The sequence below is a fragment of the Modestobacter sp. SYSU DS0875 genome (assembly GCF_054050915.1).
In genome coordinates, this window is sequence record NZ_JBJHAH010000034.1 from 1 (window position 1) to 13,380 (window position 13,380).

General features: G+C 75.6%; 14 protein-coding genes. 1 reads left to right on the forward strand and 13 read right to left on the reverse strand.

Translation table 11 applies throughout. The annotated features are described in order from the left end of the window. Nucleotides 1-536 precede the first annotated feature (536 nt). The 4 genes from ACI79Y_RS16860 to ACI79Y_RS16875 form a co-directional block, all read right to left on the reverse strand. Complete coding sequence (locus ACI79Y_RS16860) at nucleotides 537-1,238, reverse strand: hypothetical protein (RefSeq protein ID WP_457159600.1); 702 nt, start codon at nucleotides 1,236-1,238, stop codon at nucleotides 537-539. Beyond that, nucleotides 1,235-2,152: an ABC transporter ATP-binding protein gene (locus ACI79Y_RS16865; RefSeq protein ID WP_457159601.1), complete on the reverse strand. Its 918-nt coding sequence runs from the start codon at nucleotides 2,150-2,152 to the stop codon at nucleotides 1,235-1,237. Before ACI79Y_RS16865 ends, ACI79Y_RS16860 begins: the two co-directional genes overlap by 4 nt. Continuing rightward, complete coding sequence (locus ACI79Y_RS16870; protein ID WP_457159602.1) at nucleotides 2,149-2,511, reverse strand: GntR family transcriptional regulator; 363 nt, start codon at nucleotides 2,509-2,511, stop codon at nucleotides 2,149-2,151. The genes ACI79Y_RS16865 and ACI79Y_RS16870 overlap by 4 nt, the downstream gene beginning before the upstream one ends. Nucleotides 2,512-2,682: 171 nt before the next feature. Next, on the reverse strand, nucleotides 2,683-2,844 hold the full coding sequence (locus tag ACI79Y_RS16875; RefSeq protein ID WP_457159603.1) for a hypothetical protein: 162 nt from the start codon (nucleotides 2,842-2,844) through the stop codon (nucleotides 2,683-2,685). A gap of 165 nt (nucleotides 2,845-3,009) precedes the next feature. Here ACI79Y_RS16875 and ACI79Y_RS16880 point away from each other — a divergent pair, with 165 nt between their 5' ends. Beyond that, nucleotides 3,010-4,608: a methyl-accepting chemotaxis protein gene (locus ACI79Y_RS16880; protein ID WP_457159604.1), complete on the forward strand. Its 1,599-nt coding sequence runs from the start codon at nucleotides 3,010-3,012 to the stop codon at nucleotides 4,606-4,608. 52 nt (nucleotides 4,609-4,660) lie between these two features. Here the strand turns inward: ACI79Y_RS16880 and ACI79Y_RS16885 are convergent, their stop codons facing one another. From ACI79Y_RS16885 to egtA, 9 genes are all read right to left on the reverse strand, one after another. After that, entirely contained in the window at nucleotides 4,661-5,434 is a 774-nt protein-coding gene (locus ACI79Y_RS16885; protein WP_457159605.1) for an anti-sigma factor, read from the reverse strand. Then, entirely contained in the window at nucleotides 5,415-6,008 is a 594-nt protein-coding gene (locus tag ACI79Y_RS16890; RefSeq protein ID WP_457159606.1) for an RNA polymerase sigma factor, read from the reverse strand. Before ACI79Y_RS16890 ends, ACI79Y_RS16885 begins: the two co-directional genes overlap by 20 nt. A gap of 32 nt (nucleotides 6,009-6,040) precedes the next feature. Then, the gene (locus ACI79Y_RS16895) at nucleotides 6,041-6,712 is read right to left on the reverse strand and encodes a class F sortase (RefSeq protein WP_457159607.1); all 672 of its coding nucleotides are present in this window, start codon (nucleotides 6,710-6,712) and stop codon (nucleotides 6,041-6,043) included. A gap of 36 nt (nucleotides 6,713-6,748) precedes the next feature. After that, a complete protein-coding gene (locus tag ACI79Y_RS16900; RefSeq protein WP_457159608.1) occupies nucleotides 6,749-7,567 on the reverse strand; it encodes a DUF4397 domain-containing protein in 819 nt (272 codons plus the stop codon). An 87-nt stretch (nucleotides 7,568-7,654) separates the two neighbouring features. Then, on the reverse strand, nucleotides 7,655-8,800 hold the full coding sequence (gene egtE, locus ACI79Y_RS16905; RefSeq protein ID WP_457159609.1) for an ergothioneine biosynthesis PLP-dependent enzyme EgtE: 1,146 nt from the start codon (nucleotides 8,798-8,800) through the stop codon (nucleotides 7,655-7,657). Between the two features lie 80 nt (nucleotides 8,801-8,880). After that, the gene (gene egtD / locus ACI79Y_RS16910; RefSeq protein WP_457159610.1) at nucleotides 8,881-9,849 is read right to left on the reverse strand and encodes an L-histidine N(alpha)-methyltransferase; all 969 of its coding nucleotides are present in this window, start codon (nucleotides 9,847-9,849) and stop codon (nucleotides 8,881-8,883) included. Next, entirely contained in the window at nucleotides 9,834-10,553 is a 720-nt protein-coding gene (egtC, locus tag ACI79Y_RS16915) for an ergothioneine biosynthesis protein EgtC (RefSeq protein WP_457159611.1), read from the reverse strand. The genes egtD and egtC overlap by 16 nt, the downstream gene beginning before the upstream one ends. Before the next feature lie 13 nt (nucleotides 10,554-10,566). After that, nucleotides 10,567-11,844 (reverse strand): ergothioneine biosynthesis protein EgtB, encoded by a 1,278-nt coding sequence (gene egtB / locus ACI79Y_RS16920; RefSeq protein ID WP_457159612.1) that lies wholly within the window; start codon nucleotides 11,842-11,844, stop codon nucleotides 10,567-10,569. After that, the gene (gene egtA, locus ACI79Y_RS16925; RefSeq protein ID WP_457159613.1) at nucleotides 11,841-13,136 is read right to left on the reverse strand and encodes an ergothioneine biosynthesis glutamate--cysteine ligase EgtA; all 1,296 of its coding nucleotides are present in this window, start codon (nucleotides 13,134-13,136) and stop codon (nucleotides 11,841-11,843) included. Before egtA ends, egtB begins: the two co-directional genes overlap by 4 nt. Nucleotides 13,137-13,380 lie beyond the last annotated feature (244 nt).

Genomic DNA, 13,380 nt, shown 5'->3' on the forward strand with positions numbered 1-13,380 from the left:
AGCGCCGATGGTACTGCCCGGGGGACCGGGTGGGAGAGTAGGACGCCGCCGGACAATCTTTCCCGGAACGGGGTCGCAGCCACAGGCTGCGGCCCCGTTCCGGCGTTTCCGGGGTCGGTCACCGGCCATCCGACCGCCCCTTTCCCGGGCTGAGCCGGGCAATCCTGTTCGGGTCTTACCCCGAGGCCTTCTCGGGCTGACGCCCGCGCCTTCGGGGTTCGAATCCCGGGGCCCTCTCGGACACGCGCCCGGGCCTTTCTGGCGGAAGCCCCGGGTGCCGTCGAGAAGGCTCGCGCACCGGGGGTACGGGTGGGGTCCGGACGGCGACAGGCGGGGCATCAGCGCGCCTGGCGCCGCGGGGACGTGTCCGCCCCGGTCGGGCCGTGCTCGTAGTGGCGGAGGTGCCGGCGCACCCGCCGGCACGGCGGATGACCGGCCAGCGTCACGTGACGTCGATCGGAGCCGCCCTGGGCCACCCGGACAGCCGAGTGGCCGGCCACCTCGGGTGACCGGCCACTGGCCTCGCCGTTCTCAGGTCAGGGCACGGCTCGGCGCAACCCGGTCCAGGACAGACCGGCGAGCGCCACCGCGGCAACCGTGGGCAGCAGCAGCGTGTAGGTGTGCACGGTCTGGCCGCCCAGCCAGCGGCCGACGGTCGTCCACGCGCCCAGGCCGGTGATGAGGATGGTCAGTCCTCCGAACAGGAGGAGCGCGCCGATGCCCAGCGCCCACATCCCGGTCGTTCCCCACCGCTTGTAGACGACGCCGATCGCCATGCCGAGGAACGCGCAGGCGAGCATGGGCAGGCCGTACACGAGGGCCTGCAGCGCCGGATTGCCCACGTCCAGGGGGCCGGGGGCCCAGAATGGCAGTCCCACGCCCCAGCCATCGGTGGCGCTCTCGATGGCCTGCAGCACCGTCAGGGCGATGCCGTACCCCAGGGACTGGACGGCGGCGACCAGGGCGGTGCCCAGGTAGAACGTCCGCCGGCTGAGGCTCACGCCCATGGCGAAGGGGAACATCTGGGTCACTGCCTGGATGAAGACGATGAGCACGGTGATGTAGAGCGAGGCGAGCCCGCCGGTGATCCCGCCGCCGGGCTCCCGCGCGGCGACGTCGCCCAGTCCCCAGATGCCCAGGTTGATCACGAAGCTGATGGTCACGACCATCCACGGAACGCCCAGGATCACCAGCGGGTGCGCCAGGTGCATGCGGGCGGTGGCCAGGACGCGGTTCATCGGGAGACCTCCTCGAGGGCCGGGTCGACGGGGGCTCCCGGCCCGCGGGTCGCGGCCTGGCTCAGCGCGACCACCAGCTGCTGGATCGGCGTGGGTTCCACGGTGAGGCCTGCCCGGATCGCGGCGTCGCGGTCGGTCAGCGAGCCGGCCCGGACGATCGCGCGTGCGTGCCCGGCGAGGGACTCGGTGCGCAGCACCTGGTGTGCGGCGCCGAACGCGGCCACCGCGGGTGCGGAGCCGGAGACCGTCAGTGCGGTGGCCCGCAGCGACTCGGCGTCGGAAGCCAGGAGCACCCGGCCCCGGTCGATCAGGACGACGTGCTCGAGCAGGTCGCTGATCTCCTCGATCAGGTGCGTGGAGAGCACGACGGTCCGCGGGTGCTCGGCATAGTCGGCCAGCAGGCGGTCGTAGAACAGCTGCCGGGCTACGGCGTCCAGTCCGAGGTACGGCTCGTCGAAGAGGGTCAGCGGCGCGCGTGAGGCCAGTCCGAGCACCACGCCGACGGCGGAGGTCATGCCGCGGGAGAGCTTCTTGATCGCCCGCTTGCGGGGCAGGTCGAAGTCGTCCAGCAGCTGCTCGGCCAGGTCCCGGTCCCAGCGTGGGTACAACGTCGCCGCCACGTCGACGGAGTCCCGCACCCGGAAGTGGTCGGGATAGCGCTGGCTCTCCTTGATGAAGCACACCTGGCTGAGCACGGAGTCGTTCTCGTAGGGGCGACCACCCAGCACCTCGACCCGGCCGGACGTCGGCACGCGGTGCCCGGTGAGCAGCTGCATCAGGGTCGTCTTGCCCGCGCCGTTGCGCCCGAGCAACCCGGTGATGGTGTCGGCCTGGAACCCGACGGAGACGTCGGTCAGGGCGGTGTGGCCCCGGAACCGCATGGTGACCCGGTCGAGCGTCGCGGCGGTGCTCATGGCCGGCCCGTCCGTTCCCGGAGCATGGCGGCGATCTCGGGCACGCTGATCCCGACCTTCTCGGCCTCGATCAGCAACGGCGTCAGGTACTGGTCGGCGAACTCGCTGCGCCGCCGCTTCAGCAGCTGCTCGCGGGCGCCGGTGGCGACGAACATCCCCACTCCTCGTCTCTTGTAGAGAACCCCGTCCGCGACCAGCTGGTTCAGGCCCTTGGCGGCGGTTGCGGGGTTGATGCGGTGGAACGCGGCCAGCTCGTTGGACGAGGGGGCCTGGCTCTCCTCCGGGAGGGAGCCGTCGACGATCGCGTCCTCCAGCTGGGTTGCGACCTGCCGGAAGATCGGGCCGGCGTCCTCGTTCACGTCGCCCCGGCACCAACGAGACGAGCCTGGCGGCTCGTTGGTTCATTACTCATGTAGCGGCCCATAGATCTGGGCGTGCCACGGGCACAAGAGACCTGGGCCGGTCGCCGCTGCGACGGCCGGCGGGAGGGGCGCCCCCTCGGCCGCGGTGGACCGAGGGGGCGCAGTGGGTCAGCTCTGCTGCTCGTCCTCGTCGCGGGCGGCCTGGTCGAGCACCTGCGGGTCGTCGTCCACCCCGCCGGCGGGATCGGCGTTGCCGAGCGCGGTCTCGGCCGGCAACTGCTCGACGTGCTGCTTCGCGCGGGCCTTCAGGTCGTCGTCGGGACTGGTCATGCGTACCTCCTGGATGGTGGGGGGTGCGAGCGGCCCCTACCCCGCCGCGTCCCGGTGACCCCTTCGGTGGAGATCACACGGTCGTGGTCGCAGCTCGGCTCCAGTCCGGTACGCGATCGGCCGATGACAGGAAGACCAACTGATCTCATCTCGGGAGCCACCTCGGTGTCGTCGCTCACCCCCTCCTTCCTGCGCCGCAGCGTGCGCACGAAGCTCATCGCCGCCTTCCTCGGCGTCGCTGCCCTGTTGGTCGCACTCGGTCTGACCAACGTCGGGCAGATGAACTCCATCCACGGGCAGGTGGAGGACCTCTCGGCCCGGGACGTCACCCCGCTGGCGCACCTCCAGCAGCTGACCGACGACTACCAGTCCTACTCGGTGCACGGCCTGGTCGCCGGTCTGAGCGCCGCCACGGGCGACCTGGCCACCGCCCAGCTGCAGGGCGGCCTGCAGGTCGAGTCGAAGACCGCCACCGACGCCTCGGTCGCCGCCGTCGTCGACACGGTCCCCGCGGAGTTCCGGGCGCAGGCCGAGGCGCTGCGCGACCAGTGGGTCGAGATGGTCGACACCGACGCCGCCTACCAGGCCGGGCTGCAGGCCGGGCTCCCCAACGCCAAGGAGCTCGGCGACATCGCCACGGCGGCGTACCTGGAGCTGCAGGCGCAGGTCGGCGAGCTTGCCGACGCGCTGGTCGCCGACGAGGAGGCCAGCCGGGAGACGATCGGCGACAGCTTCTCCTCCGCGGAGACCCTCACCCTGATCCTGCTGGCCGCCGGGGTCCTGCTCGCGGTCGGACTGGGCTGGCTCATCGCCCGCGACATCCGCAGCCGCATCGAGCCGGTCCGCGCGGCCGCCGACGCCCTGGCTCGCGGCGACCTGACCTATCAGATCGACCGCACGTCCGAGGACGAGCTCGGTCAGCTGAGCGGTGCGCTGTCCCAGGGCGTGTCCCGGATCCGCGAGATGGTCGCCGACGTGATCGGCTCGGCCGGCTCGATGACCGGCCTGGTCCACGAGCTCACGACCGCCACCGCGGACGTCGTCGATGCCTCCCGCACCGGCGTCGACCACGCGCACACGGTCTCCGGGACCGCCCAGTCGGTCTCCGGCAACGTCGCGCAGCTGGCCACCGGCGCCGAGGAGATGACCGCCTCCATCCGCGACATCTCCCGCTCCGCCCAGCAGGCCGCGGCCGTCGCCGACGACGCCGTCCGGATCGTCGCCAGCACCAACGACACGCTGAACCAGCTCGGCAACTCCTCCGCCGAGATCGGCAACGTCATCAAGGTGATCACCGGCATCGCCGAGCAGACCAACCTGCTGGCGCTCAACGCCACCATCGAGGCGGCTCGCGCCGGGGAGCTCGGCAAGGGCTTCGCCGTCGTCGCCACCGAGGTCAAGGAGCTGGCCCAGGAGACCGCGAAGGCCACCGAGGACGTCTCCATGCGGATCCAGGCGATCCAAGCCGACTCCGGTCAGGCGGTGCAGGCGATCGCCCAGATCGGTGAGACCGTCGGGCAGATCAACGAGCTGCAGGCGACCATCGCCGCGGCGGTGGAGCAGCAGACCGCCGCGGCGGCGGAGATCGACCGGAACATCGGCGTCGCAGCCGAGGGCAGCCGGGACATCGCCTCCGGCGCGGAGGCGGTCACCGGTTCGGCCGAGACCAGCGCCGAGCGCGTCGAGGCCACCCGCAGCATTGCCGACCAGCTGGCCGGCCGGGCCGCGGACCTGGAGAGCCGGGTCGCGCAGTTCGTCGTCTGACGCTCCGGCCGGCACGGGGTCCCGGCGCTGCCGGGATCCCGTGCCGCGGCCGTCAGCGGCTCAGCTCACCCCGGGCGACGGAGACGCCGGAGTGGGTCGGGTCGCCGTCCAGCGGCTCGACCGAGACGTCGACCACCGGGTACTCGCCCAGGTCGACCCCGTCGGGCAGCGGCAGGGACGTCGCGCCGTCGGTGACCGTGCCGAGCTGCACCATGCCCGAGACGTCCGGCCGCAGCAGCCACACCTCGTAGTAGCCGTCGGTCAGCGCCGGCGCGGCCAGGTCGATCCGCAGCGCGCGGCGCCCGGCGGCCTCGCGCACCTCGGCCCGGCCCGACGCCTCCTCACCGTCCAGCGGGTCCAGACCGGCCTGGGCCACGACGGTCCCGCGGTCGTCCTGGAGGACCGTCACGCTGCCGGCCCCGACCACCCCGCCGACCAGCAGGGCTGCCGCGACGGCCAGCCAGCGCCGGGCCGGTGCCCGCCGCGGGCTCAACGGCACGATGTCGCCGTCGCCGTCGCCGTCGCCGTCGCCGTCGCCGTCGCCGTCGCCGTTCGCCAGTGACCGGACGTGGTTCGGAGGCGGCGCGGACGCGGGGGCCGCCGCCACGCCGGTCGCAGCGGCGATGGCCGCCCACACGCGGGGTGGCGGCTGCACCGGCTCGCCGGGGGCGGCGAGCTCGGGGACGGCGAGGACGCCGACGCTGCGCTGCAGCGAGGCGACCTCGGCCCGGCACTCGGCGCAGCCGGCCAGGTGGGTGGCGTCCTCGGGGGGCAGCGGCTCACGGAGGGCGGCGAGCGACAGCTGCTCAGGGGTGCAGTGCGGCACCGTCCACCTCCAAGCGGCTGCGCAGGCGCTCCAGTGTGCGCCGGATGTGGCTCTTGACGGTGCCCAGGGGCAGACCGGTGCGGTCGGCGATCTGGGCGTGGGTGAGGTCGGCGAAGAACGCCAGCTCGATGATGGTCCGCTGCGGCTGCCCGATCCGGTCCAACTCGCCGAGCAGCAGCACCCGGTCGGCGACCGCGGCGTCCAGCCCGTCGTCCGGCCCGCCCGCCGGCCGGCGCTGCGCGTCGACGACGGCGGCCTCGGTCGAGCGGCGTTGCCGTTCCCGGCGTGCCCAGGTGTCGGCGATCTTGTGCCGGCAGACCCCGACCAGCCAGGCCGGCAGCGGACCCCGGTCCGGGGAGTAGCCGGCCCGGCCGGTCCAGGCGCTGATGAAGACCTGCTGGGTGACGTCCTCGGCGTCCGGCCCGGGACCGAAGGCGCGCACCGCCATGCCGTGCACGGTGCCGGCCCAGCGGTCGTAGGCCAGCGCCAGTGCCTGCTCGTCGCCAGCGCGGAACCGCCGCGCGACGTCGTCGTCGCCCGGGTCGAGGGGCTCCTGAGGAGCGGCCGACCGCACGGTTCGACCGTAGAGGGTCGCCCTTCCGGCGGTCACGGCAGTGGCGTGGCGACGACGACGACGTTGTCGCGGTAGCTGCGCAGCTCCGGCAGGAACGGCCCGCCGCAGGTGACCAGCACGAGGCGGGGGTCGCCGGTGCGGCCGAACAGCTCGGCCAGCGGCACCTCCTGCTTGGAGACGAGTTCCCGGCTGGTCACCTGCCAGCGGGTCACCGCGCCGGCGGCGTCGGTGACCTCGATCTGCTGGCCGGGCTCCGCCTCCCGCAGCGGTGCCATGGCGCCCAGGCCCTGCTCGCGGCTGTCGACGTGCCCGGCGAGCACCGCCGAGCCCGCCGCGCCGGGCACCGGCCCGAAGCGGTACCAGCCCACCCGGTCCACCTCGGCGGGGATGGTCATCTGGCCGTCGTCCTCGACGCCGACCGGGTCGACCGTGGTGTCCACGCCCAGCGCCGGTACGGCGAGCCGTACCGGCGCCGGGCGGGCCTCCGGCGCCGCGCCGGGCGCGGCGTCGCGGGTGGGGACCGGGGGGAGGGCGCTGCCCGCCGGTGTGGTGGACGACGGGGGCGCGGTGGTCGGTGCGGCCGCGAGCGCCTCGCTCACCGGCGTCCCAGCCGAGGGCGCCGGGCGGGTGACCGCCCAGGCCGTCGGGGCGCCGACCGCGAGCGCGAGCCCGAGAGCCACACCTGCCGCCGCGCGTCGCACCATGCCTCCTCCCGCGTGCCCTCCTCCCCGGTCCTGCCGTCAGCTGCGGGTGCTGGCCAGCCGCCGCCCGGCGACCGCGGCGCCGGCCAGGCCGACCGCGGACAGCGCGAGCACGCCGGCCGGCAGACCGCCCTCGTCGGCCAGGCCCGCCGAGCCGCCGGGGACGCCGGACGGCGCGGAGTGCATCCCCTCGACGGTCTGCACCGCGAGCTCGTAGCCGGCCTCCTCGCTGCCCCACGCGTAGACGACCGTGTTCGCGCCCTCGGCCAGGGTCAGGTCGGCCGGGCCGATCGCCACGGTGTCCGTGCCGGCGACCACCACGTCGGCGCTCACGGTGCCGGCGGGGACGGTCAGGGACTCCTCGTCCGGGTTGGTCAGCCCGTCGACGACGACCTCCCCACCCGCCCGGACGTCGACCGCGGGCGCGGCGGCCACGTGGCGCACGGTGAGCCGCCCCTCGCCCGCCGGCACCGCGGAGGTGTCGTTGACGAACGGGGTCAGCGCGGGCGCGCCGGCCTCGGTGAGGTGTGCGACGACGGTGGCGTTCGCGCCGGCCGGGACCGCCACGTCCATGGCCGACAGCAGCGGCTCCCCGGACGCGTCCGCGGCGTCGGCCGGGTGGAGCTCCAGGTCGTACTCCCCGCCGGGCAGCGTGAGCGGCCCGGCGAGGGTGCCCGGCTCGAAGTCGTCGATCAGCCGCTCGCCGTTGGCGTAGACGTCGACCGGGGTGTCCGGGACGCCGTGCAGCACCGAGACGGTCGCGGTGTGCGAGTCGGCGAGCGCGGGGGTGGCCGCGAAGAGCAGGGCGAACGCGCCGGTGGCGCCGGCGGTCAGGGCGATCGGGCGGGACGTGTTCACGGTGACGTTCCTTCCGGTGGAGTGGACTGTCACCTGGTTCTTCCGGCCCACCCCCGGTCCTGGATGCAGCGCCGCCCGGATCCGGGTTCAGCCGGCCAGTGCGCGAGCCAGCACCTCGAGGTCCGCCGGTGCCGCGTCCAGGTGCGGTGACACCCGCAGCACCGGGCCGCTCAGCTCCGGCCGGGCCCGCTCCCGGCCGACGGCGGTGACGACGACGCCGTGCTCGACCCGCAGCCGCTGCACGGTCTCGCGGACGTCGACACCGGTCGGTGGGCGCAGGGTGGTGATCGCCGTCGGCTCCTCGCGTGGCTCGACGACCGCCCAGCCGCCGCACCCGTCCAGCAGCTCGCGGGTGGCGCGGCCCAGCGCGGCCAGCCGGGCCCGCACCCGGTCCGGCCCGGCGGCGAGGTGCTCGCCGATCGCCCGCACCAGCCCGACCCGGCCGGCGAGGTGCCCCTCGTGCGACTCGTACCAGCGGGCGTGGTCGACGCCCGCGCCGCCGTCGTCGTACAGCCCCGGGTCGGTCTGCGGGGTCATCCGGGCGGTGACCGACGGCCGCATCGCCAGGAACCCGACGCCCCGGGGGCCGGCCAGCCACTTGCGCGAGGTGCCGTACGTGACGTCGGCGGGCAGGTCGCAGTCGACGTGCCCCAGTGCCTGGGCCACGTCGAGCACGAGCGGGACGCCGGCCGCCCGGCAGGCGGCCGAGATCTCCCGGGCCGGCTGGACGACGCCGCGGTGGCTGGCCACCACGGTGAGGTGCACGAGCGTGGGCGGGGCGGTCCGCAGCACCCGCTCGACCCCCTCGACGTCGGCCCGGCCCAGCGGGTCGGTGGGCAGCAGCACCGGCGTCAGGCCGGCCGCGGTGAACGCGGTGACGTTGTGCCAGTACTCGCCGGGGAGGAGTCCGACGGTGCTGCCCGCAGGCAGTCGCCACCCGGCGAGCAGCGTGCGCAGCGAGTCCTGCGCGCTCCCGGTGAAGGCGACGTCGGCGGCGGCCGTCCCGACCAGCCCGCCCAGCACCGACCGGCCCTGCTGCAGCAGCCCCTCGACGTCCCGTTCGGCGTGGGCCCCCGCCTCCGCCTGGCGGTGGGCGTGCGCGGCGACCGCGGCCAGGACCGCGGTGCTCTGCCGGCTGCACGCCGCGGTGTCCAGGTGGGTGCCGGCCGCGCGGGGGCGGGCCGCGCGCCAGGCGTCGCCCAGGTCGTCGTGGGGCAGAGGGAGGTCGCTCACCCGCACGACGCTAGGTCAGCCGGGTCGGCGCGCGACCGGTCCACCGGCAGGCCACTGCCGGGACGGGCGGGATCGGCGGGTCAGGCCGGGGTGGCGAGGGAGAGGGCGAAGTCGCCGGCGGGGTCGGTCCACCAGTGCGTGACCTGCAGGCCCGCGGCGCCGAGCTCGGACTCCACCCGCTCGCGGCGGAACTTCGCGGAGATCTCGGTGCGCAGCTCCTCCCCGGCGGCGAAGGGCACCTCCAGGTCGAGGGCGGCCACGCGCACCACCTGGTCCCGCACCGAGCGCAGCCGCATCTCGATCCACTCCCGCTCGGCGTCCCAGACCGCGACATGGGCGAACGCGTCGAGGTCGAAGTCGGCTTCCAGCTTCCGGTCGAGCACCGCCAGCACGTTGCGGTTGAACGCGGCGGTGACCCCGGCCGCGTCGTCGTAGGCGCGCACCAGCCGGTCGGGGTCCTTGACCAGGTCGGTGCCGAGCAGGAAGGCGTCGCCGGGCTGCAGGGTGGCGGCGAGCGCGCGGAGGAAGGCGGCGCGATCGGCCGGCTCCAGGTTGCCGATGGTGGAACCGAGGAATGCGACCAGCCGGCGGCCCTCCCGCGGCAGCTCGGCCAGGCCGGTGGTGAAGTCGGCGACGACGGCGTCCACGGCCAGCTCCGGGCGTTCGGCGGCCAGCGCGGTTCCGGCCGCCCGCAGCACCGACGGGTCGACGTCGACCGGCACGAACCGGCGCAGGGTGCCCGCCCGAGCCAGTGCGTCGAGCAGCAGCCGGGTCTTCTCCGACGTCCCGCTGCCCAGCTCGACCAGCGTGTCGGCGCCGGTGGCCGTGGCGATCTCCCCGGCGTGGTCCTCCAGCAGCGCCCGTTCGGTGCGGGTCGGGTAGTACTCGGGCAGCCGGGTGATCTCGTCGAACAGCTCGCTGCCGCGCTCGTCGTAGAACCACCGCGGCGGCAGCGTCCTCGGCGTCGAGGTGAGGCCGGCCAGCGCGTCGGCGCGCAGCGCGGCGCCGGTGTCGACCGGGCCGAGGTGGTCGGTCAGCGAGAAGGGCACGGGGCGGGCTCCGATCCGTCCAGCGGGGTGAGGGTGAGGCCGTCGGGGGTGACCTCGACGAGGGTCCGGTCGGGGACGTCGGACCACCGGGGGTCGTCGTCCCAGGGCTCGCTGGCCAGGGCCGTCCCCTCGTCGGTGGCCAGGACCGAGAGGGTGTCGCCCCAGGTGGTGGCCAGCAGCCGGGCGCCGTCGGCGGCGAGCAGGTTCAGCCGGGCACCGGGGTCGGCGGCGCCGACCTCGCGCACGGTGTCGGCGAGGGCGGCCATGCCCCGGCGGAACACCAGCGCGGCCAGCAGGGCGCTGTCCACGGTGGACTCGGCGTCGGCCGTGGGCGGCAGGGCGGCGCGGTCGACCCGGCCGTTGTGCGACAGCAGCCATCGGCCGTCGGTGAACGGCGCGACCGCGCTCTCCTCGATCGGCATGCCCACCGTCGCGGACCGGACGGCGGCCAGCACGCAGCCGGCAGAGACGGCCGGGGCGACCGAGGCGAACGACGCGTCGCCCCACAGGGGGCGGGCCGAACGCCAGCGGGCCGGCTCGACCCGGCCCGGCGCCCAGAAGCCCACGCCCCAGCCGTCGGCGTTGACCGTGCCGTACCGCTGCCGGCGGGGGGCGTAGGACTGCACCAACAGCGACGACGGCGGCTCCAGCGTGAGCGACGCCAGCGTTCGCGGACGACCCAGCCAGGCGAGGTGACGGCACATCAGGCGGCTCCGGTCATGCGTCGAAGGCCAGCCGGAACCCGCTGAACACCTGACGCCGCACCGGGTGGTCCCAGTTGCGGAAGCTCGGCCGCACGACCGAGGGGCCCACGGCCCAGGAGCCCCCGCGGAGCACCTTGTAGTCACCGCCGAAGAACGGGGCCGAGTAGTCGGCGTACAGCATCGGGGTGAAGCCGGGCCACGGGGTGAAGTCCGAGGAGGTCCACTCCCACACGTCGCCCATCAGCTGCTCCGCGCCGTAGGCCGAGGCGCCGGCGGGGTAGGCCCCCACCGGCGCCGGGCGCAGCGCCTGCCCGCCGAGATTGGCCAGCCCCGGGGTGGGGTCGGTGTCGCCCCACGGGAAGCGGCGGCGCCGGTGGCGCACCGGGTCCCAGACCGCGGCCTTCTCCCACTCCACCTCCGTCGGCAGCCGGCCGCCGGCCCAGGCGGCGTAGGCCTCCGCCTCGAAGAAGGTGACGTGCTGGACCGGTTCGTCCGCGGGCACCTCCTCGACCAGCCCGAACCGGGTGCGGGTGCCGCCGCGCCCCCAGAACTGGGGTGCGCTCAGCCCGGCCGCGCACCGGTGCTCCCAGCCGCGCGCCGACCACCAGCGCGGCTGCTCGTACCCGCCGTCGGCGACGAACGCGGCGAACTCGGCGTTGGTCACCGGCACCCGCCCGATCCGGAAGGCCGGGACCTCGACCGGGTGCGCGGGCCGCTCGTTGTCCAGCGAGAACGGCTCGTCGGCGGCGTCCACCCCCAGGGTGAACTCCCCGCCGGGTACCAGCACCGTCGTCCCGGCCAGGCCCGGCCGGCCGGGTGGCAGCGGGGTGCCCGGGCCGAGCGCCGCCGGGCCGGTGCGCAGCTGCAGCGTCTGCAGCATGGTCTCGTCGTGCTGCTGCTCGTGGCTGACCACCATCGCCACGTCGAACGGGTCGTCCTCGGCGGTGAACCGGTCGAGCCGGTCCAGCACCCGCCCGCGGACCTCCCGGCAGAAGGCGCGGGCCTCCACCGGGGGCAGCAGCGGCAGCCGGTCCCGGGTCGCCCGCGGGTGGGTGAACGCGTCGTAGAGCTGCTCGACGTCGGGCGGCAGCAGGCCGCGGCACGCGGCGTTGCCGCCGCGCAGCAGCCACAGGTCCTCCTGCTGGCCGACGTGGGCGAGGTCCCAGACCAGCGGGCTCATCAGCGGGGAGTGCTGACGCAGCAGCTCCGGCTCGTCGAGGTCGGTCAGGTGCAGGGTGCGGTCCCGGGCGGCGGTGAGCTCCCGGGCCAGCTGCTCGCGCAGGTCGGTCACGTCTCCTCCTCGGAGGTGTCGTCGGCGGCCGCCCGGAGCGCGGCCGCCGGGCCGTGGGCTCGGGCGGTGGACAGCAGGGCGTCGCCGGGGGAGCCGTGCTCGTCGACGAGGCCGGCCAGCGCCTCCACCTCGCGGCGCAGGTCGATCGGGGCCCGCCCGGCCGCGGCGGCCAGGCAGGCCCGGGCGGCACGGTGCAGCGCCGGATCGGCCAGCCCGAGCCGGGCCGCCCGGGTCCAGGCGCCGGCCACCGGCTCGGTCGCGGCGGCGGCCGTGTCGGCGGCGACCGGGTCGTCCAGCAGGACCGCGGTCACCGCCGCCAGCGCCGGCCACCAGCGGGCCGGGGCGGCGTCCAGGTAGCGGATCTCCAGGAACCCACGCAGCCGGACCGGCGGGAACAGCGTGGTCAGGTGGTAGTCGAGGTCATCGGCCGTCGGGGCCCGGCCGGCGAGCGGCGCGCCGGCCAGCCAGTCGCCGAACGGCACCCGGGCGCGTACCGGAACCGCCCCGCCGCCGGCGTCACGGACCAGCATCACCGGCGCGGCCATCGCGTACGCGGCCCACTCGGCCGACGGGTCGGTGCGGCCCAGCAGTGGACCGCAGCGCGCCTGGTCGAGGTCGCCCCAGACCTGCTGCCGACTGGAGCGCCATCCGGTCTCCCGCCCGGCCAGCAGCGGCGAGCACGCCGAGACCGCCACCAGCACCGGACCGAGCGCGTGCGCCAGCCGCACCCGGTCGGCCCATCCCCGTTCCGGCCCGGCCTCCAGGTTGACCTGCAGCGAGGCGGTCGCCGTCATCATCGCCAGGCCGGCCCGGCCGCAGCCGACGGCGCCGAAGTGCTCGGCCATCGCGACGTAGCGGGGCCCCGGGGACACCCGCCCGGGCGGCCGGCAGGGATCGGCGCCCAGCGCCGCCAGCCCGAGCCCGGCCCGGCGCAGTTCCGCCCGGACGACGGCGTGGTCGCGGCGCAGCGCACCGATCGCGGCGGAGACGTCCGGGAGCGGCGGACCGGACAGCTCGACCTGGCCGCCCGGTTCGAGGGTGACCAGGCTGGCGCCGGGCAGCGGGGGCAGGTCCGCGACGGCGTGGCGCACCCGCGCCCAGGGCACCCGGCGGGCCGGCTCGGCCAGGTCGACGGCGTGGGCCTCCAGCTCCAGCCCGACCCGGCCGGGAGGGGACGCCCGCAGGGCGGTACCGGCGATCCGGGCCCGCGCACCGTCGGCGTCGAGCGCGTACCCGCTGTCCGGCGCCGCAGACGCTCGTGCCGGTGGAGCCGGCTGTGCTGGTGCGGCCACGGCCACCCCCTCCAGGTCCGGACCGGTCGCTGACGACCGCGGGTCTTTGCGGGGGCGGGTCACCGGGATGGCGCCGTCCTCGTGGTCCATCTTGCACGGACGACTCCGATCCGCAACCCGTTCGGGAGTGGCGTCCCGGGGGACGGCGGGCCCCGGGCCACCCGTCCGGGGGGGCGTGGTCGGACCGAGGACTGGCTGCGCCGCGGCCGGGTAGGGAGGCCGGGGACACGCTGCCGATACACGG